General features: G+C 71.3%; 18 protein-coding genes. 1 reads left to right on the forward strand and 17 read right to left on the reverse strand.

Translation table 11 applies throughout. The annotated features are described in order from the left end of the window. Positions 1-39 precede the first annotated feature (39 nt). The 17 genes from E4T13_RS10035 to E4T13_RS10115 form a co-directional block, all read right to left on the reverse strand. Entirely contained in the window at positions 40-1239 is a 1200-nt protein-coding gene (locus E4T13_RS10035; protein ID WP_240791069.1) for a toxic anion resistance protein, read from the reverse strand. 118 nt (positions 1240-1357) lie between these two features. After that, the gene (locus E4T13_RS10040) at positions 1358-2167 is read right to left on the reverse strand and encodes a hypothetical protein (RefSeq protein WP_137178128.1); all 810 of its coding nucleotides are present in this window, start codon (positions 2165-2167) and stop codon (positions 1358-1360) included. Next, on the reverse strand, positions 2164-2376 hold the full coding sequence (locus tag E4T13_RS10045; protein ID WP_137178129.1) for a hypothetical protein: 213 nt from the start codon (positions 2374-2376) through the stop codon (positions 2164-2166). Before E4T13_RS10045 ends, E4T13_RS10040 begins: the two co-directional genes overlap by 4 nt. Before the next feature lie 11 nt (positions 2377-2387). Next, positions 2388-3296 carry an ABC transporter permease gene (locus E4T13_RS10050; protein WP_137178130.1) on the reverse strand — a complete coding sequence of 303 codons (909 nt, stop codon included), beginning with the start codon at positions 3294-3296 and terminating at the stop codon, positions 2388-2390. Further along, complete coding sequence (locus E4T13_RS10055; protein WP_137178131.1) at positions 3293-4240, reverse strand: ABC transporter permease; 948 nt, start codon at positions 4238-4240, stop codon at positions 3293-3295. Before E4T13_RS10055 ends, E4T13_RS10050 begins: the two co-directional genes overlap by 4 nt. Positions 4241-4367: 127 nt before the next feature. Then, positions 4368-5876 carry an ABC transporter substrate-binding protein gene (locus tag E4T13_RS10060; RefSeq protein WP_137178132.1) on the reverse strand — a complete coding sequence of 503 codons (1509 nt, stop codon included), beginning with the start codon at positions 5874-5876 and terminating at the stop codon, positions 4368-4370. Further along, positions 5873-6949: an ABC transporter ATP-binding protein gene (locus E4T13_RS10065; protein WP_137178133.1), complete on the reverse strand. Its 1077-nt coding sequence runs from the start codon at positions 6947-6949 to the stop codon at positions 5873-5875. Before E4T13_RS10065 ends, E4T13_RS10060 begins: the two co-directional genes overlap by 4 nt. Before the next feature lie 181 nt (positions 6950-7130). After that, a complete protein-coding gene (locus E4T13_RS10070) occupies positions 7131-8117 on the reverse strand; it encodes an ABC transporter ATP-binding protein (RefSeq protein WP_137178134.1) in 987 nt (328 codons plus the stop codon). Next, on the reverse strand, positions 8114-8821 hold the full coding sequence (locus tag E4T13_RS10075; protein WP_137178135.1) for a DUF1028 domain-containing protein: 708 nt from the start codon (positions 8819-8821) through the stop codon (positions 8114-8116). The genes E4T13_RS10070 and E4T13_RS10075 overlap by 4 nt, the downstream gene beginning before the upstream one ends. Positions 8822-9009: 188 nt before the next feature. Next, on the reverse strand, positions 9010-10977 hold the full coding sequence (locus E4T13_RS10080; protein WP_137178136.1) for a methyl-accepting chemotaxis protein: 1968 nt from the start codon (positions 10975-10977) through the stop codon (positions 9010-9012). Between the two features lie 79 nt (positions 10978-11056). Then, positions 11057-12049 (reverse strand): branched-chain amino acid ABC transporter permease, encoded by a 993-nt coding sequence (locus E4T13_RS10085; protein WP_137178137.1) that lies wholly within the window; start codon positions 12047-12049, stop codon positions 11057-11059. A 2-nt stretch (positions 12050-12051) separates the two neighbouring features. Next, positions 12052-12927, reverse strand: coding sequence for a branched-chain amino acid ABC transporter permease (locus tag E4T13_RS10090; protein ID WP_137178138.1), 876 nt, complete (start codon positions 12925-12927; stop codon positions 12052-12054). Between the two features lie 66 nt (positions 12928-12993). After that, positions 12994-14235 carry an ABC transporter substrate-binding protein gene (locus E4T13_RS10095; RefSeq protein ID WP_137178139.1) on the reverse strand — a complete coding sequence of 414 codons (1242 nt, stop codon included), beginning with the start codon at positions 14233-14235 and terminating at the stop codon, positions 12994-12996. Positions 14236-14276: 41 nt separating this feature from the next. Continuing rightward, the gene (locus E4T13_RS10100; protein WP_206030155.1) at positions 14277-14969 is read right to left on the reverse strand and encodes an ABC transporter ATP-binding protein; all 693 of its coding nucleotides are present in this window, start codon (positions 14967-14969) and stop codon (positions 14277-14279) included. 40 nt (positions 14970-15009) lie between these two features. Then, a complete protein-coding gene (locus E4T13_RS10105) occupies positions 15010-15801 on the reverse strand; it encodes an ABC transporter ATP-binding protein (RefSeq protein ID WP_137178141.1) in 792 nt (263 codons plus the stop codon). A gap of 157 nt (positions 15802-15958) precedes the next feature. Next, positions 15959-17101 carry a MalY/PatB family protein gene (locus tag E4T13_RS10110; protein WP_137178142.1) on the reverse strand — a complete coding sequence of 381 codons (1143 nt, stop codon included), beginning with the start codon at positions 17099-17101 and terminating at the stop codon, positions 15959-15961. After that, positions 17098-18162 carry a sulfurtransferase gene (locus E4T13_RS10115; RefSeq protein ID WP_240791070.1) on the reverse strand — a complete coding sequence of 355 codons (1065 nt, stop codon included), beginning with the start codon at positions 18160-18162 and terminating at the stop codon, positions 17098-17100. Before E4T13_RS10115 ends, E4T13_RS10110 begins: the two co-directional genes overlap by 4 nt. On the opposite strand from E4T13_RS10115, the gene E4T13_RS10120 reads away from it, so the two are divergent. Next, entirely contained in the window at positions 18131-18706 is a 576-nt protein-coding gene (locus tag E4T13_RS10120) for a CarD family transcriptional regulator (protein WP_170984913.1), read from the forward strand. The two genes, E4T13_RS10115 and E4T13_RS10120, sit on opposite strands and share 32 nt — an antisense overlap. The last annotated feature ends 147 nt before the right edge of the window (positions 18707-18853 follow it).

Genomic DNA, 18853 nt, shown 5'->3' on the forward strand with positions numbered 1-18853 from the left:
TGCGGGGGAGGGAGAAGGAGGGCGACCTGCGTCGGAAAGCTAGAAAGGTCGCGAGGGCGGCGTCGTCGGCTTCGTCGCCGCCGCGGATTTCGCCTGCATCAGCACGCGGCGGATGTCCTCCTCGAGCTTCGCCAGTTCCTCTGCCGCGCGCGCCCGCTGCCCGCGCGCCTCGTCGGCGATCTTCAGGCTGTCCTCGATGGTGGCGACCAGCGCGGCATTCGCTTTCTGCACCGCCTCCAGGTCGAAGACGCCGCGTTCCAATTCGGTCCGCGCTTCCTGGTTGCCACGGCGCAGCGTCTCGGCATTCGCGGTCAGCAGGCGGTTGGTGAGATCTGTCGCCTCCTTCACCGCGCTGCCGGCTTCGCGCATGCGGTGGATCGCGAGTGCCTGGGCAAGCTGCTGGCGCCACAGCGGCACGGTGTTGGCCAGCACCGAATGGATCTTGGAGGACAACGCCTTGTCGTTCTCCTGGATCAGCCGGATCGAGGGCAGCGCCTGCATCGCCACCTGGCGCGTCAGGCGCAGGTCGTGCACGCGCCGCTCCAGCTCGTCCCGCGCGCCGCGCAGGTCGCGCAGGCGTTGCGGCGCAAAATCGTCGCCGGTGTTCTCGGCGACCTGCTTTTCCAGCGCGGGGATTGTTGTCTCGTTCGTGCGCTTGAGAACGGCGTCGCCGGCCGCGATGTGGTCGCCGAGCGCGTGGAACCATTCGAGCGTCGCGGCATAGAGCCGCTCCAGCCGCTCGACATCCTCCAGCAGGCGGGTGCGATGGGTGTCGAGACGGTCGCCGATGGCCTCGATCTGGCCCTTCACGCCCTCGTATTTCGTGATGATGCCGCTGACCTCGGCGCCCGCCCTGGTGAAGATGCGGGAGAAGAATCCGGGCTTCTCATCCAGGTTGGTCACGTCGAAGCCGCGCAGCGTGGTCAGCAGCGAGGACAGCGTGCGCCCTGCCTCTCCGGTCTCCTGGTTCTTGGCACCTTCCAGCATGGCGTCGGCGGCGGCCTGGGCGCGGCTCTGCGCCTCCTGTCCGAAGCGCAGGATGGAGCCGGGGTCGGAGAGGTTGATCTGGTCGGCCAGGCTGGCGATGGCGGCCTGGTGTTCCGGCGTGAGCTCGGCCGGCGCGCGGGGCGGCGGCGTGATCTCGACGCTCGCCGTCATCTGCGGCGCGGTCGCCGTCTGCGTGGCCTGCGTCTCCGGCGTCGGATTGTCGCCAAAGCTGATGCGCACATGATCGCTCATGTCATTTGCCTCATTTGCCGGCGCGGCCTCCGGCCGCTTGGCGCGCCGCACAGGCGGCGGGCCGCGTTCGCGGCCTCGGCCAGCTTCGCTGGCCGCAGGTCGGCTCCTGGATCGGGGGTCACGCGTAGCCCTCCTGGCGCAGCCTTTCGGACAGCACCTTCACCTGGATGTCGAGCGCGGCGGTCTCCTCCGCGCGGATGCGGTCGCGCAACTCGTCGGCGGCGGAGGTCAGGTCCTCCAGCAGCTTCGGCAGGCCCTCCGGCGGCTCCGCGCCGGCTTCGAGACGCGCGCGGATGCGGTCGAGGCCGTCGAGATGCACGACCAGGAAGCGCCGCGCCTCCGTGATGCGATCGGGGCGGGCGGCGAGGTCGTCCAGCACGCCCGCCAGCGCGCCGGAGATGCCGGCCAGCCGCGGCTCCGCGGCAATCCGGGCCAGGCGCGCGCGATGCTCGTCCAGCGGGCCGGGCGGCGCCGGGGGCACGGGCGGCGCGGCTTCCTGCACGGCGCCGTCATACAGCAGCCGCGTGCCGAACCAGCCGCCGGCGCCGAGCAGCACCGCCATCAGCGGGTTCAGCGCGGCGCCCAGCCCCGCCACGAGGCCGGTGGCCGCGCCGACCATCAGCGCGGCGCGGCGCGTGTCGCCATGCCGGCCGCGGCGCAGCACTGCCGTCGCGCCGATGGTGAGACCGATGCCGAGCGCCGCGGCCACAAGGCCGCGCAGGTCGCCCGTGCCGATCTCCCAGATCGCGTCGAAGAACAGCGGCCAGGTGAACAGCGGCAGCAGCAGGCCGCGCGTGCCGTGGCGGAAGCGGGAGAACCCCTTCTCGATGCGCGCACGCCCCTGGTCCCAGGGCGACAGCGCACCCTCCTGCCCCCAGGGCCGCGGCGGCGGCGGCTCCCAGGGCCGGCGCGGCCGGTTGCCGCTCATCCGCGGACAAGCGCCAGGAAGCTGGCGAGCCAAAGGGTCAGGGTCAGCAGCCCGAGCCCCAGACCGCGCCGGGCCGGCCAGGGCAGCAGGGCGAGCATCGGGCGTGGGCGCGCCGACGGCGGCGAAGAAGGGCGATCCATGGCATCCATCACATCGCCCCGAAGCAGGGCGGCATCAAGGTCGGCCCCCGGTGACAACCGCAGGATCACGACCGCGTGAGCTACTTCCGGTCCGCCCGCGGGTCCAGCGCGTCGCGCAGCCCGTCGCCCATCAGGTTGAAGGCCAGCACCACCACGAAGATCGCGACACCCGGCGCGATGGCCAGCCACGGCGCGGGATCGAGGAAGCGCTGCGCCGAATTGAGCATCGAGCCCCAGGAGGGCGACGGCGGCTGCTGGCCGAGGCCGAGGAAGCTCAGCGACGCCTCCGCGATGATCGCCTCCGCAATGGCCAGCGTGCCCTGCACCAGCAGCGGCGGGACAATGTTCGGCAGCACATGGACGACGGCGGTGCGCCAGGGCGGATTGCCGAGCGCGCGCGCCGCCTCGACCCAGTCGGTCGATTTCGCATCCAGCGTCATGCCGCGCGCCAGGCGCACGAAGACGGGGCTGGCGGTGATGGCGATGGCCAGCATCGCATTCTCGAGCGCGGGGCCGAGGAAGGCGGCCAGGGCGATGGCCAGGATCAGGAAGGGCACCGACAGCATCGCGTCGGCGATGCGGGACAGCAGCGCATCCACCCAGCCACCGGCGAGCCCCGCCACCAGCCCGATCGGCACGCCGATGGCGATGGCGCCGAGCACCGAGACGACGCCCGCCATCAGCGAGGCGCGCGCACCCCAGATCAGGCGGGACAGCACATCGCGCCCGTTCTCGTCCGTGCCGAGCCAGTGCTCCCAGGAGGGCGGCTTGCGGATGCGCGACCAGCTTGTCTCGATCGGATCGAAGGGCGCGATCCAGGGGGCGAGGATCGCGACCAGGATGAAGCTGACCACCACGACCAAGCCGAACACCGCGAGCTTGTGGCGCAGGAAGCGGCGCAGCGCGCGCCGCGCGGGGCTTTCGCCGCGTTCCAGCATGGCAGGGATGGCGGTCGCGCCCGGCAGGCGCGCGGGAGAATGGGCGCTCATGCGGCGCGCAGCCTCGGATTGATGGCCATGTACAAGAGATCCGCGACCAGGCTGAGCAGCACGAAGATCAGCGCGGTGGCCAGCACGACGCCCTGCACGACGGGATAGTCGCGGTTGAACACGGCATCCACCACCAGCTTGCCGAAGCCGGGGATGGTGAAGATCTGCTCGGTCAGCACGGCGCCGGCCAGCAGCCTTCCGAACTCGATGGTGCCGAGGGTGACGACGGGGATCAGCGCGTTGCGGAGCGCGTGCTTCCAGACCACGGTCTTCTCGGCCAGCCCCTTGGCGCGCGCGGTGCGCACATAGTCCTGGCCGAGCGCCGTCAGCATCGCCGCGCGGGTGTGGCGCATCAGGACCGAGGCGATGCCGGTGCCCAGCACGAAGGCGGGCATGATGGTGGTGGAGAGCGACTGCACCGGATCCTCCCACAGCGGCACGTAGCCGGAGGGCGGCAGCCAGCCGAGCTGCACGCTGAACAGCAGGATCATCATGATGCCGAGCCAGAAATTCGGCGTGGAGATGCCGAACAGCGCAATGCCGTTGGCGAGGAAATCGGCCGGCGTGTCGCGCCGCGTGGCGGAGAGGATGCCGAGCGGCACGCCGATGGCCACCCCGATGATGAAGGCCATGGTGGCGAGTTGCGCCGTGACCGGCAGCTTCTGCAGGATCAGCTCGGCGACCGGCATGCGGATGCGCCAGGAGAAGCCGAAATCGCCCTGCACCACATTGCCGATCCAGTGCAGGTATTGCGCCCAGATCGGCTGGTCGAGGCGCAGTTCGGCGCGGATCTGCGCCAGCACCTGCGGATCGCCGCGCTCCTCCCCGGCCAGGATGATGGCGGGATCGCCGGGCATGAGCTGCTGCAGCCCGAAGATCATGAAGGAGAGGATGATCAGCGTCGGGATGATCTGCCCGACGCGGCGGAGGAGGAAGCCGGTCATGTGGAACGTTCCCTCCCCCGCTTGCGGGGGAGGGTTAGGGTGGGGGCGGCGAAACCTGCCGGGATGCGGGCGCTACCCCCACCCCGACCCTCCCCCGTGAACGGGGGAGGGAGAAGGACGCGAACGCTCAATTCAGCCTCATGTCCTGCAGGCGGATCATGCCGTCGGCGATGGGCTGGTAGCCCTGCAGGCGTGCGGAATGGATCATGATGTTCTTGCGGTGCCACACGAACATCCGCCCCATGTCCTGCGCGATGGCGATCTCCATCGCCTGGCGATAGAGGTCGCGCCGCTTCGCCACGTCGCCTTCCAGCCGGGCCGCATCCAGCAGGCGGTCGACCTCCGGGTTGGAATACTTCCCGTCATTCTGCCCGCCGCGCGTGTGCATGAAGGCGTGGATGTTGCCGTCGGGATCGGTACGGCCCGACCATCCAACGAGGTAGAGCTGGAAGTCGCCGCGCTGCGCCGCCTGCAGCGAGGACGCGAATTCCATCGCGCGCAGGCTGATCTCGAAGCCGGCCTCGCGCGCCATGGCCTGCACGACCTCGCCCACCTGGCGCAAATCGGGGTTGTTCGGCACCGTCATCTCGAGTTGCAGCGGGCCGGTCACCCCGGCCTCTCGCAGGAGGGCGCGAGCCGCGTTCACGTTGCGCGCGGGCGGATCGAAATTCGGGATGCGGAAGGCGCTGGCCGGCGGGATCGGCTGGCGGGTCGGGCTGAACATGCCCTCATAGACCACCTGCACGATCGCGGCGCGGTCGAGCGACAGCTCGAAGGCGCGGCGCACGCGGGCGTCGCGCAGGGGTGCGGATCGCTCGCCGTTGTTCACGTTGAACTGGATGGACTGCCAGCCGAGCTCGTCCACCGCCACGCCGCGCAGGTTGCGGTTGCGCTGGATGGCGCGCAGGTCGTCCGGTTCCATCCGCTCGCCGAATTCCGCTGCGCCGGATTGCAGGTTGGCCAGCCGCACGGTGTTGTCGGGGATCGGCAGGTAGGTGACGCGCTGCAGGTGGACGCGGCCGGCGTCCCAGTATTCCGGGAAGCGCTCCAGCACGATCCGCTCCTGCGCGACGCGTTCGACGAAGCGCATCGGCCCGGCACAGACGGGGCGGTTGCCGAAGTTGCGGCCCGCGGCCTCGGCGGCCTTCGGGCTGAGGATCATGCCGGCGCGGTCGGTGAGCGTGGCGATCAGCGCGGCGTTGGGCGCGCCGAGCTTGATGCGGACGGTCTGCGGGTCCACCACCTCGATCGCGGTGATGTTGCCCAGCTCGCCGCGGCGGAAGCTGCCCTGCATCGTCAGGTGGCGGTTCAGCGAATAGCGCACGGCTTCCGCGTCCATCACCTCGCCGTCGTGGAAGCGCACGCCCTGGCGCAGCGTGATGATCAGCGTTGTCGGGTCTTCCCAGCGATAGCCGGTGGCGAGCTGCGGCACGGCCTCCAGCCGCTCGTTGATGTCGAACAGCTTGTCGCAGAAGCCCATGTAGACGATGCGGCCGACATAGGTGCGCGACAGCGTGGGATCGAGGATGTCCGGATCCTCGCGCAGCGCGATGCGCAGGTTCTGCCCGAGTGCCGGCATCGCCGTCGCGAGGACGGCAGCGCCCAGGCAGGCCGCAGCGATTGTCTTGCGGATCATGTCTTCGTCGCTCCCATTGTCGTTGTCGGAATGTGGCGGTCCGTGAAATAGGCCTGCAGGCGCCGCAGGCGCTCGCCACCCGCATCATGTTCGGCCGGCGGGCGGGGCGGCGGCAAGCGGTCCTGCAGATGGCAGGCTGCCCGATGCGCCGCCCCCTCCAGCTCCGGCATGCGTTCCGCGCAGACGGCCTCGGCATAGGGGCAGCGCGTGCGGAAGCGGCAGCCGGAGGGCGGGTCGATCGGGCTGGGCACGTCGCCTTCCAGCGGGATCGCCTTGCCGCCGTCCCTGCCCCCTTGGCCCGGCACGGCGGCGAGCAGCGCACGGGTGTAGGGATGGCGCGCCGCGCGGAACACCGCCTCGGTCGGGCCTTCCTCCACGATGCGGCCGAGATACATCACGGCCACGCGGTCCGCGATGTGGCGCACCACGCCGAGGTCGTGGCTGATCAGCACGAAGGTCAGCCGCAGCTCCGCGATCAGGTCCTGCAACAGGTTGATCACCTGCGCCTGCACGGAGACATCCAGCGCGCTGACCGGCTCATCGCCGATGATCAGCCGCGGCCGGCTGGCCAATGAGCGGGCGATGGCGATGCGCTGGCGCTGGCCGCCGGAGAATTCGTGCGGCCAGCGCCGCGCAAGTTCCGGCCGCAGCCCGACGCGCGCCAGCAGCTCCGCGACGCGCGCGGGTTCCTGCGCGCGCGGCACGATGCCGTGCAGGCGCAGCGGCTCGCTGACCGCCTGCTCCACGGTCATGCGCGGATCGAGGCTGGCGAAGGGATCCTGGAAGATCAGCTGCATGTCGCGCCGGCGGCGGCGCAGATCCGCCGGCTTCAAGGCGCGCAGATCCTCGCCCATGAAGCGGATGCTGCCCGCATCGGGCTCGATCAGCCGCAGGGCGAGGCGGCCGAGCGTGGACTTGCCACAGCCGGATTCGCCCACGATGGCCAGCACCTCGCCTTCCGCGACGGCGAGCGACACGCCATCCACCGCGCGCACCGCGCCCTTCGCGCGGCCGAGCGCGTCGCGGACGGGGAAGGCGCGGACGAGGTCGCGGAGTTCGAGGAGGGGGGTCATGGCGAGTGCGACGGCAAACGGCAGGCAAACGACAACCCTCTCCCCCCGACGGGGGGAGAGGGATGGGTGAGGGGGGCTTGGCGGGCGGCAAGAGCTATCTTGATCCGGGGCGTCCCCCTCACCCAACCCTCTCCCCCATAAGAGGGGGAGAGGGCTTCCCCATGCTGGCGCGCAGCAGACGTCACGCCGCCGCCTCCAGCACCGCATCCAGCGGCGCGCGCCAACAGGCGGCGAGGTGGCCCTCGCCCATCGGCGCCAGAGGCGGCTGCTCCGAGCAGCGCGCGATGGCGAAGGGGCAGCGCGGGGCGAAGCGGCAGCCGGGCGGTGGCGCGCGGAGATCGGGCACCGTGCCCTCGATGCTCGCCAGCCGCTCCGCCCCGCCTTCCAGCGAGGGCGCGGCGCCGAGCAGGCCGACCGTGTAGGGATGCTGCGGCCGGGCGAACAACGTCGCGGCCGGGGCGCGCTCCGCGATGCGGCCGGCATACATCACCGCGACCTCGTCTGCATGGTCGGCGACCACGCCGAGATCGTGCGTGATCAGCAGCACCGCCGTGCCGGTCTCGGCCTTCAGCTCGTCCATGAGAGCCAGGATCTGCGCCTGCACCGTCACGTCGAGCGCGGTGGTCGGCTCGTCCGCGATCAGCAGGCGCGGGCGGCAGGCCAGCGCCATGGCGATCATCACGCGCTGGCGCATGCCGCCCGAAAGCTGGTGCGGGTACTGCCGCGCGCGCCGCGCTGCATCGGGGATGCGCACCCGCGCCAGCATCTCCTCCGCGCGCGCCAACGCTGCGGCGGGCGAGAGGCCCTGGTGCAGCCGCAGCGCCTCCGCCACCTGCTCGCCGGCGGTGAAGGCGGGGTTCAGGCTGGTCATCGGCTCCTGGAAGATCATCGCGAGCTCGGCGCCGCGCTTGCGGCGCAGCGCCTCGGCATCCAGCGCCGCCAGGTCCTGGCCGGCGAAGCGCACCGAGCCGCCGATGCGCGCGCCCTGCGGCAGCAGGCCCATGATGGCCAGCGCGGTGACGGACTTGCCGCACCCGCTCTCCCCCACCACCGCAAGCGTCTTCCCGGCCTCCACCACGAAGGACACGCCATCCACCGGCCGCAGCGGACCACGGTCGGTGGTGAGCGTGACCGAGAGGTCGCGCAGTTCCAGGACCGGTTCGCTCACCCTTCGTCCGCCTGCGCCTTGGCGATGGCCGCCTGGATCACCGTGCGATCGAAGACGCCGGGATGGTCGCGCCCCGGCAGGAAGCGGCGGAAATGCCGCAGGTAGCCGCGCCAGACCGTGTGCAGCCGGCGCAGCTCCGCCAGCGGGTCAGGGTGGTCGTCCACGCGCAGGTCGAGATCGGGATAGGGATCGGCCGAGCCGACCTGGATCGCCGCCGATTGCCGCCCGCGCCTGTCGCCGCCCGCGGCCTCACCGGCCTCCATCGCGGCCAGCAGGCGCTCGGCCAGCGGCAGGCCGGCGGTGGCGAGGAAAGCGTCGCGGGTTGCTTCCACCACCTCCGGCCCGGCCAGCATGTTGCCGGCGACCGAGACATCCTCGGCCGCGACATGGCCGCACCAGCCGACGCAGCCCGCGCCGGTGTGCTGCGCTATGGCGCCGGCGGCGGAGAGCACATGCACCTGGCGCGTCGCCTGTCCGGCATCGGCGGCGATCAGCGCGGCCAGCGCCGGGCTCGGCACCTCGCCGGCGCGCAGCCGCGCCAGCGCGTCGGGGCCGTGGAAGGGGTTCACCAGCGCCTGGGTGCAGGCGGCGCCGACGCCGCCCTCGACGCGCGGCACCAGCGCGCCGGCGGCCAGGAAGCGGCTGGCCACGGCGGCGCCGATCTCTCCCGTGGCGCGGTCGCGGGCGAGGATGGACCAGGTCATCCTCTGCTGTGTGCCACGCCGGGCGGGCGGCGCAAGCCCGGGCGGCCATGCTGCGCGGCCCGCAAGCCGGCAAGACGCTCGCCGGATGGGCAGGACTGCCTCGGCCTGGGGCACTCCGCTGGCCGGTCCGGTTGTGGCTCGCCGCCCCCACCCGCGAGCCTCCCCGCGCAGGGGTAAGGACGGGAAGGTCAGGCGGCGCGGGCGCTCGGGGGCGTTGCGCCGAGGGCGGAGAGGCGCTCCGCGGCCAGGCCGGGGGCGTCGAAGCCGAGGCGGAGCAGCCCTGCCTCCTCCTCCAACACCGTGGCGCGCAGTTCCGGCCCGCCATCCGGCAGGCGCAGGCCGACGCGACCGCCGGTCGGCAGCGCGGGGGCATCGCGCAGCGCGGCGCCGCCTGCCGAGAGATTCGCGAGCCGCACGGCCGTCACCCCGGCCTGGTGAACGAGCTGCACCGAAAGGTCGAGCGCCAGGCGCGGCACCTCGCGGCGGTCCACGTCGTCCGTGGAGCTTCGCACGGCCTGCACCAGGCGTCGGCGCAGCTCCTGCATCGCGGCGGTCGCGGCCTCCGCCGCGCCGGTCACCTCGCGCGCGCGGGTGCCGACGGCGCCGCTTTCGGTGCCGATGCCGGCGGTGCGCTCCGCCACGGACCGGGCGGCGGCGGCGGTGCCGGCGACGGTGCGGGCGATGTCCTGCGTCGCCGCGTTCTGCTGCGCCATCGCATCGGCGATGCTGGCGGAAATGCCATCGAGCTCGCCGATCGCGTCCAGCGTCTCCCGCACGGCCAGCACCACCGCGCCGGTGGCGTCGCGCACCTCGGCAAGCTGGCGGGCGATCTCCTCGGTGCTGCGACCGGTCTGGGTGGCGAGCGTCTTGACCTCCTGCGCGACGACGGCGAAGCCCTTGCCCGCCTCTCCGGCGCGGGCGGCCTCGATCGTGGCGTTCAGCGCGAGCAGGTTGGTCTGGCCTGCGATATCGCCGATCAGACGGGCGACGTCGCCGATCCGACGCACTGCTTCCTCCAGCCCTTCGATCGCGCGGGAGCCGGTCTCGGTGCGCTGCACGGCGCGGCGCGCGGCGGCGGCGGCGGCCTCGACCTGGGCGGTGATGCTGCGGATCGAGGCAGAGAGTTCCTCGGTGGCGGCGGCGCCGGATTCGGCATGCTGCATCACCTCATGCGCGGCCTGCGCCACGGCACCGCTGGCCGCTGCGGCGCGTTCGGCGCTTTCGGTCATGCCGATCGCGTTGTCATGCATGGCCGTGACCTGGCCACCGATGGCGTCGACCGCGGCGCGGCCTTCCTGTTCGACGCGGTCGGCCATGGCGCGCAGCGCCGCGGTCTTCGCGGCCTCGGCGGTCAGGCGCTCGGCCTCCTGTGCGCGGCGCAGCCCGGCGGCCTCGGCGGCCTTGCCGCGCATCGCATCGAGCGCGGCCGCGACGGCGCCGATCTCGTCGCGCCGGTCGGCATGGGGAACCGGCGTGTCGAGCCGCCCTTCCGCGAGCGCGGCCGTGCTGCGGGCCAGCGCATCCAGCGGAAGGGAGACGCGGCTGCGCACCACCCACCAGCTTCCGGCAACGGCCAGCAGGCCGAGCAGGGTGGTGATCGCGAAGTCGCGGGTCGAGGTGGCGCCATCGGCCTGCACCTCCGCCACGGCGGAATCGGCGCGGGCGATGAGCGTCGTGGTGATCTGCCCGATCGCCTCGGTCAGCGGGTCTATGGCGGGGTAGAGCCGGGTGAGGACGAGGCGGTCCAGCGCCGCGCGATCCTCGGCCGCCACCGCGGCGCGCAGATCGGTCAGCAGCCCCTCGGCGCGCGGCAGGGCGGTGAGGACCTGCGACCAGTCGGCGCTTGGGGGCGGCGCCTCGCGCAGCGCGCCGAAGGATTCGGCGATGCGCGCTTCCGCCGCGGCGAGGGTCCTGCGCCCTTCCGGGAAATCCATGCCGCCATTGCGCAGCTTGTGCGCGAGGTCCACCACCGAGACGGCATAGGCATCCGACAGCGTCCAGAGCCGGCCGAGCGGCGCGACGACCTCGGCGCGCAGGCCTTCGATGCGGTCATGGTCTTCGCGCTCGGTGAACCAGCCGCGCAGCGCGGTGGCGACGAGCGCCCCGGCCAGAAGCACCTGGACGAGCAGCAGGATACGGCGGATCGAGAGAGTCACTGCGGGCCTCGCGGATGGTCCGCGGCAGATGCCACGGCATCGGCAAAGCCCGCGTTAACGGCGGGCGGCGCAGCCCCCGCTACAGCTTGACCTTGAGCGCGTGCCCGATCTCGCCCACCACGCCACGGCGGAAGGCGAGCACGCAGGCGATGAAGATGCCCCCCTGGATCACCAGCACCCAGGCGCCGAACTCGGCCAGGTAGTTCTGCATGGTGATGATCACCGCGGCGCCGACCACGGGGCCGAACACCGTGCCCAGGCCGCCCACCAGGCTCATCAGCACGACCTCGCCCGACATCGCCCAGTGCACGTCGGTGAGGGTTGCGATGTTGAAGACCAGGGCCTTGGTGCCGCCGGCGATGCCGGCCAGCGTGGCGGAGAGCACGAAGGCCATGAGCTTGTAGTCGTCGGCGCGGTAGCCGAGGGAGGTGGCGCGCGGCTCGTTGTCGCGGATCGCCTTCATCACCTGGCCGAAAGGCGAGTGGACGATGCGGTGGATCAGCAGGAAGCCGGCCAGGAACACGGCGGCAACGAGCCAGTACATCGTGAAGTCGCTGGTCAGATCGAACACGCCGAACAGCGTGCCGCGCGGGATCGCCTGGATACCGTCCTCGCCCCCGGTGAAGGGCGCCTGCAGGGCAAAGAAGTAGACCATCTGCGCAAGCGCCAGCGTGATCATCGCGAAATAGATGCCGGCGCGGCGGATCGCGAGCCAGCCGAAGGGCAGGCCGAGCAGCGCGCCCGTGGCACCGCCCATCAGGATGGCGAATTCGGGCGGCACGCCCCAGGCCTTGGCGGCGTAGCCCGTGACATAGGCGCCCATGCCGAAATAGGCGGCGTGCCCGAAGGAGAGCAGGCCGACATATCCGATCAGGAGGTTGAAGGCGCAGGCGAAGAGGCCGAAGCACAGGACCTTCATCAGGAAGACCGGGTACAGGAAGAACGGGCTCACCACGACGAAGGCGACCAGCACCAGGAAGGCGGTGGCCTGCGCACGGGTGAAGCCGAAGACGGCCTCCTTCTCGACGGCGGGGGCGCCGACGGTGCCGGCGACGAGACTGCCTTCGGCCATGCTCAGGCCCTCCCGAACAGGCCGGCCGGCCGCGTGAGCAGCACGATGGCCATGATGACGAACACCACGGTCTGCGAGGCCTCGGAATAGACGACGTCGGTCACGCCCTGCACGAAGCCGAGCAGGAAGCCGGTGACGATGGCGCCGAGGATGGAGCCCATGCCGCCGATCACCACGACGGCGAAGACGGTGATGATGAAGTTCGCGCCCATCGCCGGGTGCACCGAATAGACCGGCGCGGCCAGCACGCCGGCCAGCGCGGCCAGCGCGACGCCGGCGCCGTAGGTCAGCGTCATCATCAGGGGCACGTTGATGCCGAAGGCCTGCACGAGCTGCGGGCGCTCCACCGCGGCGCGCAGGTAGCTGCCGACCTTGGTCTTCTCGATCACCAGCCAGGTGGCGATGCAGATCGTGGTGCCGGCGATCAGCACCCAGACCCGGTAGCCCGGCATGAAGAAATCGCCGAACTCGAGGTCAAGCGCCTGGAACTCGCGCGGAGCGGAGTAGCGCTGGCCGGAGGAGCCGAAGATGTTGCGGAACAGCCCCTCGATCACCAGGGCGCAGCCGAAGGTCAGGAGCAGGCCATAGAGGTGATCCAGCTTGTAGAGCCGCGCGATCATCAGCCGCTCCATCGCGACGCCGACGAGGCCGACGATCAGCGGCGAGAGCAGCAGCGAGGGCCAGTAGCCGATGCCGAGCTGGGTGAGGAGCAGCCAGGCGACGAAGGCGCCCATCATGAACTGCGCGCCATGCGCGAAGTTGATCACGTTGAGCATGCCGAAGATCACGGCGAGGCCAAGCGACAGCATCGCGTAGAAGGCGCCGTTGCTGATGCCCAGCGCCACCAGCTGCAGGTTGAAGAGAAGGTCTTCCAGCACGTCGGCCCCGTCCGGTTTGCGTCGCGGCAGGAGGCCGGGAGGGCGCCGCCCTCCCGGCCATTCGGGTCAGGAACGGACCAGCGAGCAGCCGCCCTGCGCCAGCGGGCGGAAGGCCTCGTCGGCGGGGATGGTGGCGACCAGCTTGTAGTAGTCCCACGCGCCCTTGCTCTCGGAGGGCTGCTTCACCTCGAACAGGTAGGCCGGGTGGATCTTGCGGCCATCCGCGCGGATGGTGCCCTGGCCGAAGGCGTCGTCGTCGGCGGGCATAGCCTTCATCTTGGCCACCGCCTCGGCGCCCGAGGCCTTTGCCGCGGCCGCCCCCATCTCCTTCACCGCCTTCAGGTAATGCAGCACGGCGGAGTAGCAGCCGGCCTGCACCATGGAGGGCCTCAGGCCGCCGGGCATGTTGCCCAGGCGCTGGGTGAAGGCGCGGGTGCGATCGTTCAGGTCCCAGTAGAAGGTTTCGGTCAGCACGAGACCCTGCGCCACCTCAAGCCCGAGCGAGTGGACGTCGGTGATGAACACCAGCAGGCCGGCCAGCTTGGTGCCGCCGCGGGTGATGCGGAACTCGGCGGCCTGCTTGATGGAGTTGATCGTGTCGCCGCCGGCATTCGCCAGCCCGATCACCCGCGCGCGGGACCGCTGCGCCTGCTGCAGGAAGGAGGAGAAGTCGGTCGTGCCGGGGAAGGGCGTGCGCACGCCGCCCAGCACCCGCCCGCCGGCCGCGGTGACGAAGGCGGTGGTATCGCGCTCCAGCGCATGGCCGAAGGCGTAGTCCGCGGTGATGAAGAACCAGGTGTTGCCGCCGGCCCGCACCATCGCGCCGCCGGTGCCGTTGGCGAGCATGTAGGTGTCGTAGGTCCAGTGGATCGTGTTCGGCGAGCAGGCGCTGCCCGTGAGGTCGGAGGTCGCCGCGCCGGAATTGAGGAACACCTTGTTCCGCTCGCGCGTCAACGTGTTCACCGCCAGCGCGACCGAGGAGGTCGGCACGTCCACGATCACGTCCACGCCATCGCGGTCGAACCACTGCCGCGCGACAGTGGAGCCGACATCCGGCTTGTTCTGGTGGTCGGCCTGGACGACCTCCACGTTGATGCCGGACTGGGTGATGCCGCTCTCCTTCACCGCCATCTCCACGCACTGGGTGGAGCCGGGGCCGGAGATGTCGCGGTAGAGCGCGGACTGGTCGTTCAGCACGCCGATGCGGATGGTGTTGGCGGCCTGCGCGCGGGCCGAGCGGTAGGGCAGCGCGCCCCAGACGGGGGCGGTGGCGGCGGCGCCGAGCAGCGTGCGGCGGTTGACTGACATGGTGTGGTCCTTCCCTGGTGTGGTTGCTTCGCCCGGCGCCGTCAGACGCCGAGGTAATCGTGCAGCCGGTCCATGCTGGCGGCGAGATCCTCGTTCGCCACCATGTCCACGACCTTGCCGTGCTCCATCACGTAGTGCCGGTCCGCCACGGTCTGGGCGAAGCGGAAGTTCTGCTCGACCAGCAGCACGGTGAAGCCGCGCTGCTTGATCTCGCGGATCATCGCGCCGATCTGCTGCACGATGACGGGCGCAAGACCCTCGCTCGGCTCGTCCAGCAACAGCAGGCGTGCGCCGGTGCGCAGGATGCGCGCGATCGCCAGCATCTGCTGCTCGCCGCCCGAGAGCTTGGTGCCCTGGCTGCGGGCCCGCTCCTTCAGGTTGGGGAACAGCGTGTAGATCTCGTCGAGCGAAAGCCCGCCCGGCGCGATCACCGGCGGCAGCAACAGGTTCTCGGTCACGTCGAGCGAGGCGAAGATGCCCCGCTCCTCGGGGCAATAGGCGATGCCGGCGCGGGCGATCAGGTCCGGGCGCGCGGCGATCAGCTCCTTCCCCTCGAAGCGGATGGAGCCGCTGCGCCTTCCCACCAGCCCCATGATGGCGCGAAGCGTGCTGGTCTTGCCGGCGCCGTTGCGCCCCAGCAGCGTCACCACCTCGCCCTGGCGGATGTCGAGCCCGACGCCGTGCAGCACGTGGCTCTCGCCGTACCAGGCCTCCAGGCCGCGGATCTCCAGCATCGCCGTGCCGGCCGCGGCCATGCGCGGTGCGGTCATCGCCTCAGCCATGCGCCTCGCCTCCGGAGATGCCGGGATCGGTGCCGAGATAGGCGGCCTTCACCTCCTCGTTGCGGCTGACCTCGGAATAGGTGCCCTCCGCCAGGACGCGGCCGCGCGTGAGCACCGTGATGCGATCGCAGAGCCCGGAGACGACGGTGAGGTTGTGCTCCACCAGCAGCACGGTGCGCCCCTTCGCCACCCGCTGCACCAGCGCCATGATCCGCCCGACATCCTCATGCGTCATGCCCGCCGTGGGTTCGTCGAGCAGCATCATGCGCGGCTCGAGCGCGAGCGTGGTCGCGATCTCCAGCGCGCGCTTGCGGCCGTAGGGCAACTCGCCCGCGGTGTAGCTGGCATAGGTGGTGAGGCCGACATCCTCCAGCAGTTCCATCGCACGCGGCTCGAAGCGCTTCAGCGAAGCCTCGCTGCGCCAGAAGTCGAAGGACCCGCCACGCGCCCGCTGCAGGGCGACGCGGACATTCTCCAGCACCGTCAGGTTGGGGAAGACCGCCGAGATCTGGAAGGATCGCACCAGGCCGAGCCGCGCGACCTCAGCCGGCTTCATCGCCGTGATGTCCTGCCCGTCGTAGCGGATGCTGCCGCGGGTCGGCGGCAGGAACTTCGTGAGCAGGTTGAAACAGGTTGTCTTGCCGGCGCCGTTCGGCCCGATCAGGCCGTGGATGGTGCCACGCCCGACGCGAAGCGCGACGTCGGAGACCGCGACGAAGCCGCGGAACTCCTTGGTCAGCCCTTCCGTCTCCAGGATCGTCCCGTCCGGATCCTTGGATGCCACGCCCGTCTGCCTCCCCGAGCAGCCCGGAGGGGATGCGGCGGGCGGAACAGACCCGCCCTGCTTGCATGCCCGCCATGAATTTCCGTCTTCATGGATGCTGGCTTCGCCGGATGCAAGAGCGCCGGACGCCCGTCACGGGGAAGAAATTGCGATCCCGTCACGCTTCGGCGAGCGCGCGGGCCATGCGCCCGACCCCGTCCTCCAGCAGGGCGCGGGGGCAGCCGAAGTTGAAGCGCACGAAGCCCGCGCCGGGTGGGCCGAAATCCGGGCCGGGGTTCATGCCCACCCGCGCCTTCTCCAGGAAGAAGCGATGCGGGTCTGCGGCGGCTGCGCTGCCGCGGCAATCGAGCCAGGCGAGATAGGTGGCCTCCGGCAGCCGCATGGTGACGCCGGGCAGGCGGGACGCGACGGCATCGGCCAGCCAGTCACGGTTGGCCTGGAGATAGGCCAGGACATCGTTCCGCCACGCGGCGCCTTCGGCCAGCGCGGCCTCCGTCGCGATCAGGCCGAGGATGTTCACGTGGTCCGCGACGCCGGCAAGCACCGCGGCGAAGCGCGCGCGCAGCGCCGGATCGGTCACCACGGCCCAGCAGGCGTTCAGCCCGGCGATGTTCCAGGTCTTGCCGGCGGACATCAGCGTGATCGTGCGCGCCGCGACCGCGGGCGCGAGGCTGGCGATGGGGATGTGCCGCCTTCCCTCGAAGAGAAGGTCGCAATGGATCTCGTCGGAGACGATGGCGACGCCGGCAGAGAGGCAGGCGGCCGCCATGGATTGCAGCTCGTCGCGCGTGAAGGCGCGGCCGGTCGGGTTGTGCGGGTTGCACAGAAGGAAAGCGCCCTGCCCCGCCGCACGCAGCGCCGCACCGAGCACATCCAAGTCCACCCGGTCATCGGCGGTCAGCGGTGCGTCCAGCCGCCTCAGCCCGCCATTCTCCGGCGCCTTCAGCATCGGCGGATAGACCGGCGTCTGCACCACCACGCCCGCGCCCGGCGCGCAGACGGTGCGCAGCGCCAGGTTGAAGCCCGGCACCACGCCGGGGAGCATCAGGATGTCCTCCGGCGTGACGCGCCAGCCATACTGCGCTTCCAGCCAGAGGACGATCTGCTGCTTCAACCCGGTCTGCGAGACGCCGTAGCCGAGAACGGGATGATCGAGCCGCGCGCGTAGCGCCTGCAGGATCGGCGCGGCGACCGCGAAATCCATGTCGGCCACCCACATGGGCAGCACATCGGGCTCGTAGCGCGACCATTTCGAGCAGCCGGTGCCACGGCGGTCGATGACCTCGTCGAAAACGCTCACTCGGGACGTCCTCCCACCACAACGGGCCGCGCGGGATCGGCGCTCCAGGCCGACCAGGAGCCCGGATACATCGCCGACGCGATGCCGAGCGAGGCGAGCGCCGCGACATTCACCGCCGCCGAGATCCCGGCGCCGCAATACACGCCGACGGGCTTCGTGCCATCCGCCCCGAGCGCGGCATACAGATGGCGCAGCGTCGCCGCATCGGCGAAGGGGCCGGGCTCGGTGAAGTTGTCGGCGGCGGGTGCGCTGAGCGCGCCGGGAATATGGCCGCGCGGCGGCGTCCCCGGCGGCACGATCCCGCCGATGTAGTTGGGCCGCACGCGGGAATCGAGCAGCACGCCGTCACGCGCCATCGCCAGCGACGCGTCCTCGTCCAGCACCGGCAGGTGACCCGCGCTCAGCACCACATCGCCCGCGGTCGGCGCCGGGGGGCGATGCACCACCGGCAATCCTGCCGCGACCCACGCGGGTAAGCCGCCATCGAGCAGGCGCACATCGGCGATGCCCGCCCAGCGCAGCACCCACCAGGCGCGCGCGGCGACCAGGCCGCGATCATGGTCGTAGACGACGACCGGCTGCCCCTGTCGCAGGCCCCAGCCTCGCGCGTGACCTTGCAGCGCCTTCACGTCCGGAAGGGGGCGACTGCCGCGCGTGCCGCCACCGGGCGACGCGAGTTCGGTCGGCAGGTCCACATCCACGGCGCCGGGAATGCGCGGTGTGGCCTGCTCGTCACCGCGTGGGTTGCGGATCGCCAGAACCGCGACACCTTGCTGCGCGGCGAGCGCCTGCGGGGTGACGAAAACGCTGGCGCGCAGCGAATCGACCTGCTGCATCCCGCTTCTCCTTGCGATCGGTTCATGATGAAGCATAACCGCGGCGCCGGGGAGGCAGGAGAGCAACCGCGTTGCGCACAAAAGACCCGTGCGCTGCACGCATGAGCGATCCTGCGCGAAAAGCTTGATCTTCGCCGCGACCAACGTCATCTGGATGTCTTCCGACAGTTCCTGATGAATGGAGCCGGCCGCTATGCCGAAGCCCGACGCCGCCCGCACCGCCACGCAGCCCGCCGCGAAGTCCAAGGACCTCGCGGGCTTCGCGGTCGGTGATGCGGTGATGCACCCCGCCCACGGCGTCGGTCGCGTGACCGGCGAATCGACCGCCACGGTCGGCGGCGAGACGCTGGAGCTCGTCCACTTCGCCTTCGGTGAGGGCCGCCTGCTGCTGCGCGTGCCGCGCGCGAAGGTGTCGGTGAACGGCATCCGCCGCCTCGCGGGCGGCGCGCTGATCGGCGAGGCGCTGGACGTGCTCACCACCACGCCGCGCGGCGCGGTGCGTGGCATCACCTGGGCGCGGCGCGCGGCGGAATTGCAGGCGAAGCTCAACAGCGGCGATCCGCGCAAGGTGGCGGAAGTGCTCCGCGACCTCGGCCGCAACGTGAACAACCCCGAGCGCAGCTTCTCCGAGCGGCAGATCTTCGAGGCGGCGCTGGAGCGCCTGGCCGTGGAGATCGCCGCGGTCGAGAACATCACGCGCGACGAGGCGGTCGGGAAGATTGCGCAGCGCATCCCGGTGGCGCCGACGCCTGTGGCCGCGGCCGCCTGATTTCCGGCCCGGGCGGCGCACCACGGCGCCGCCCGAAACGGATCGCGGTGCACGACGTTGTGCCCGCATGAGTGGATCCGATCCGACGCCGGAAGTCCCGGCCCCGCCCCCTGAACCGCCCGTCGAGACGCCGCCGGTGCAGCCGCC

Origin of the sequence: Roseomonas sp. AR75, assembly GCF_005222815.1 — a bacterium.
In the GTDB taxonomy this organism is placed as follows: Bacteria; Pseudomonadota; Alphaproteobacteria; order Acetobacterales; family Acetobacteraceae; genus Falsiroseomonas.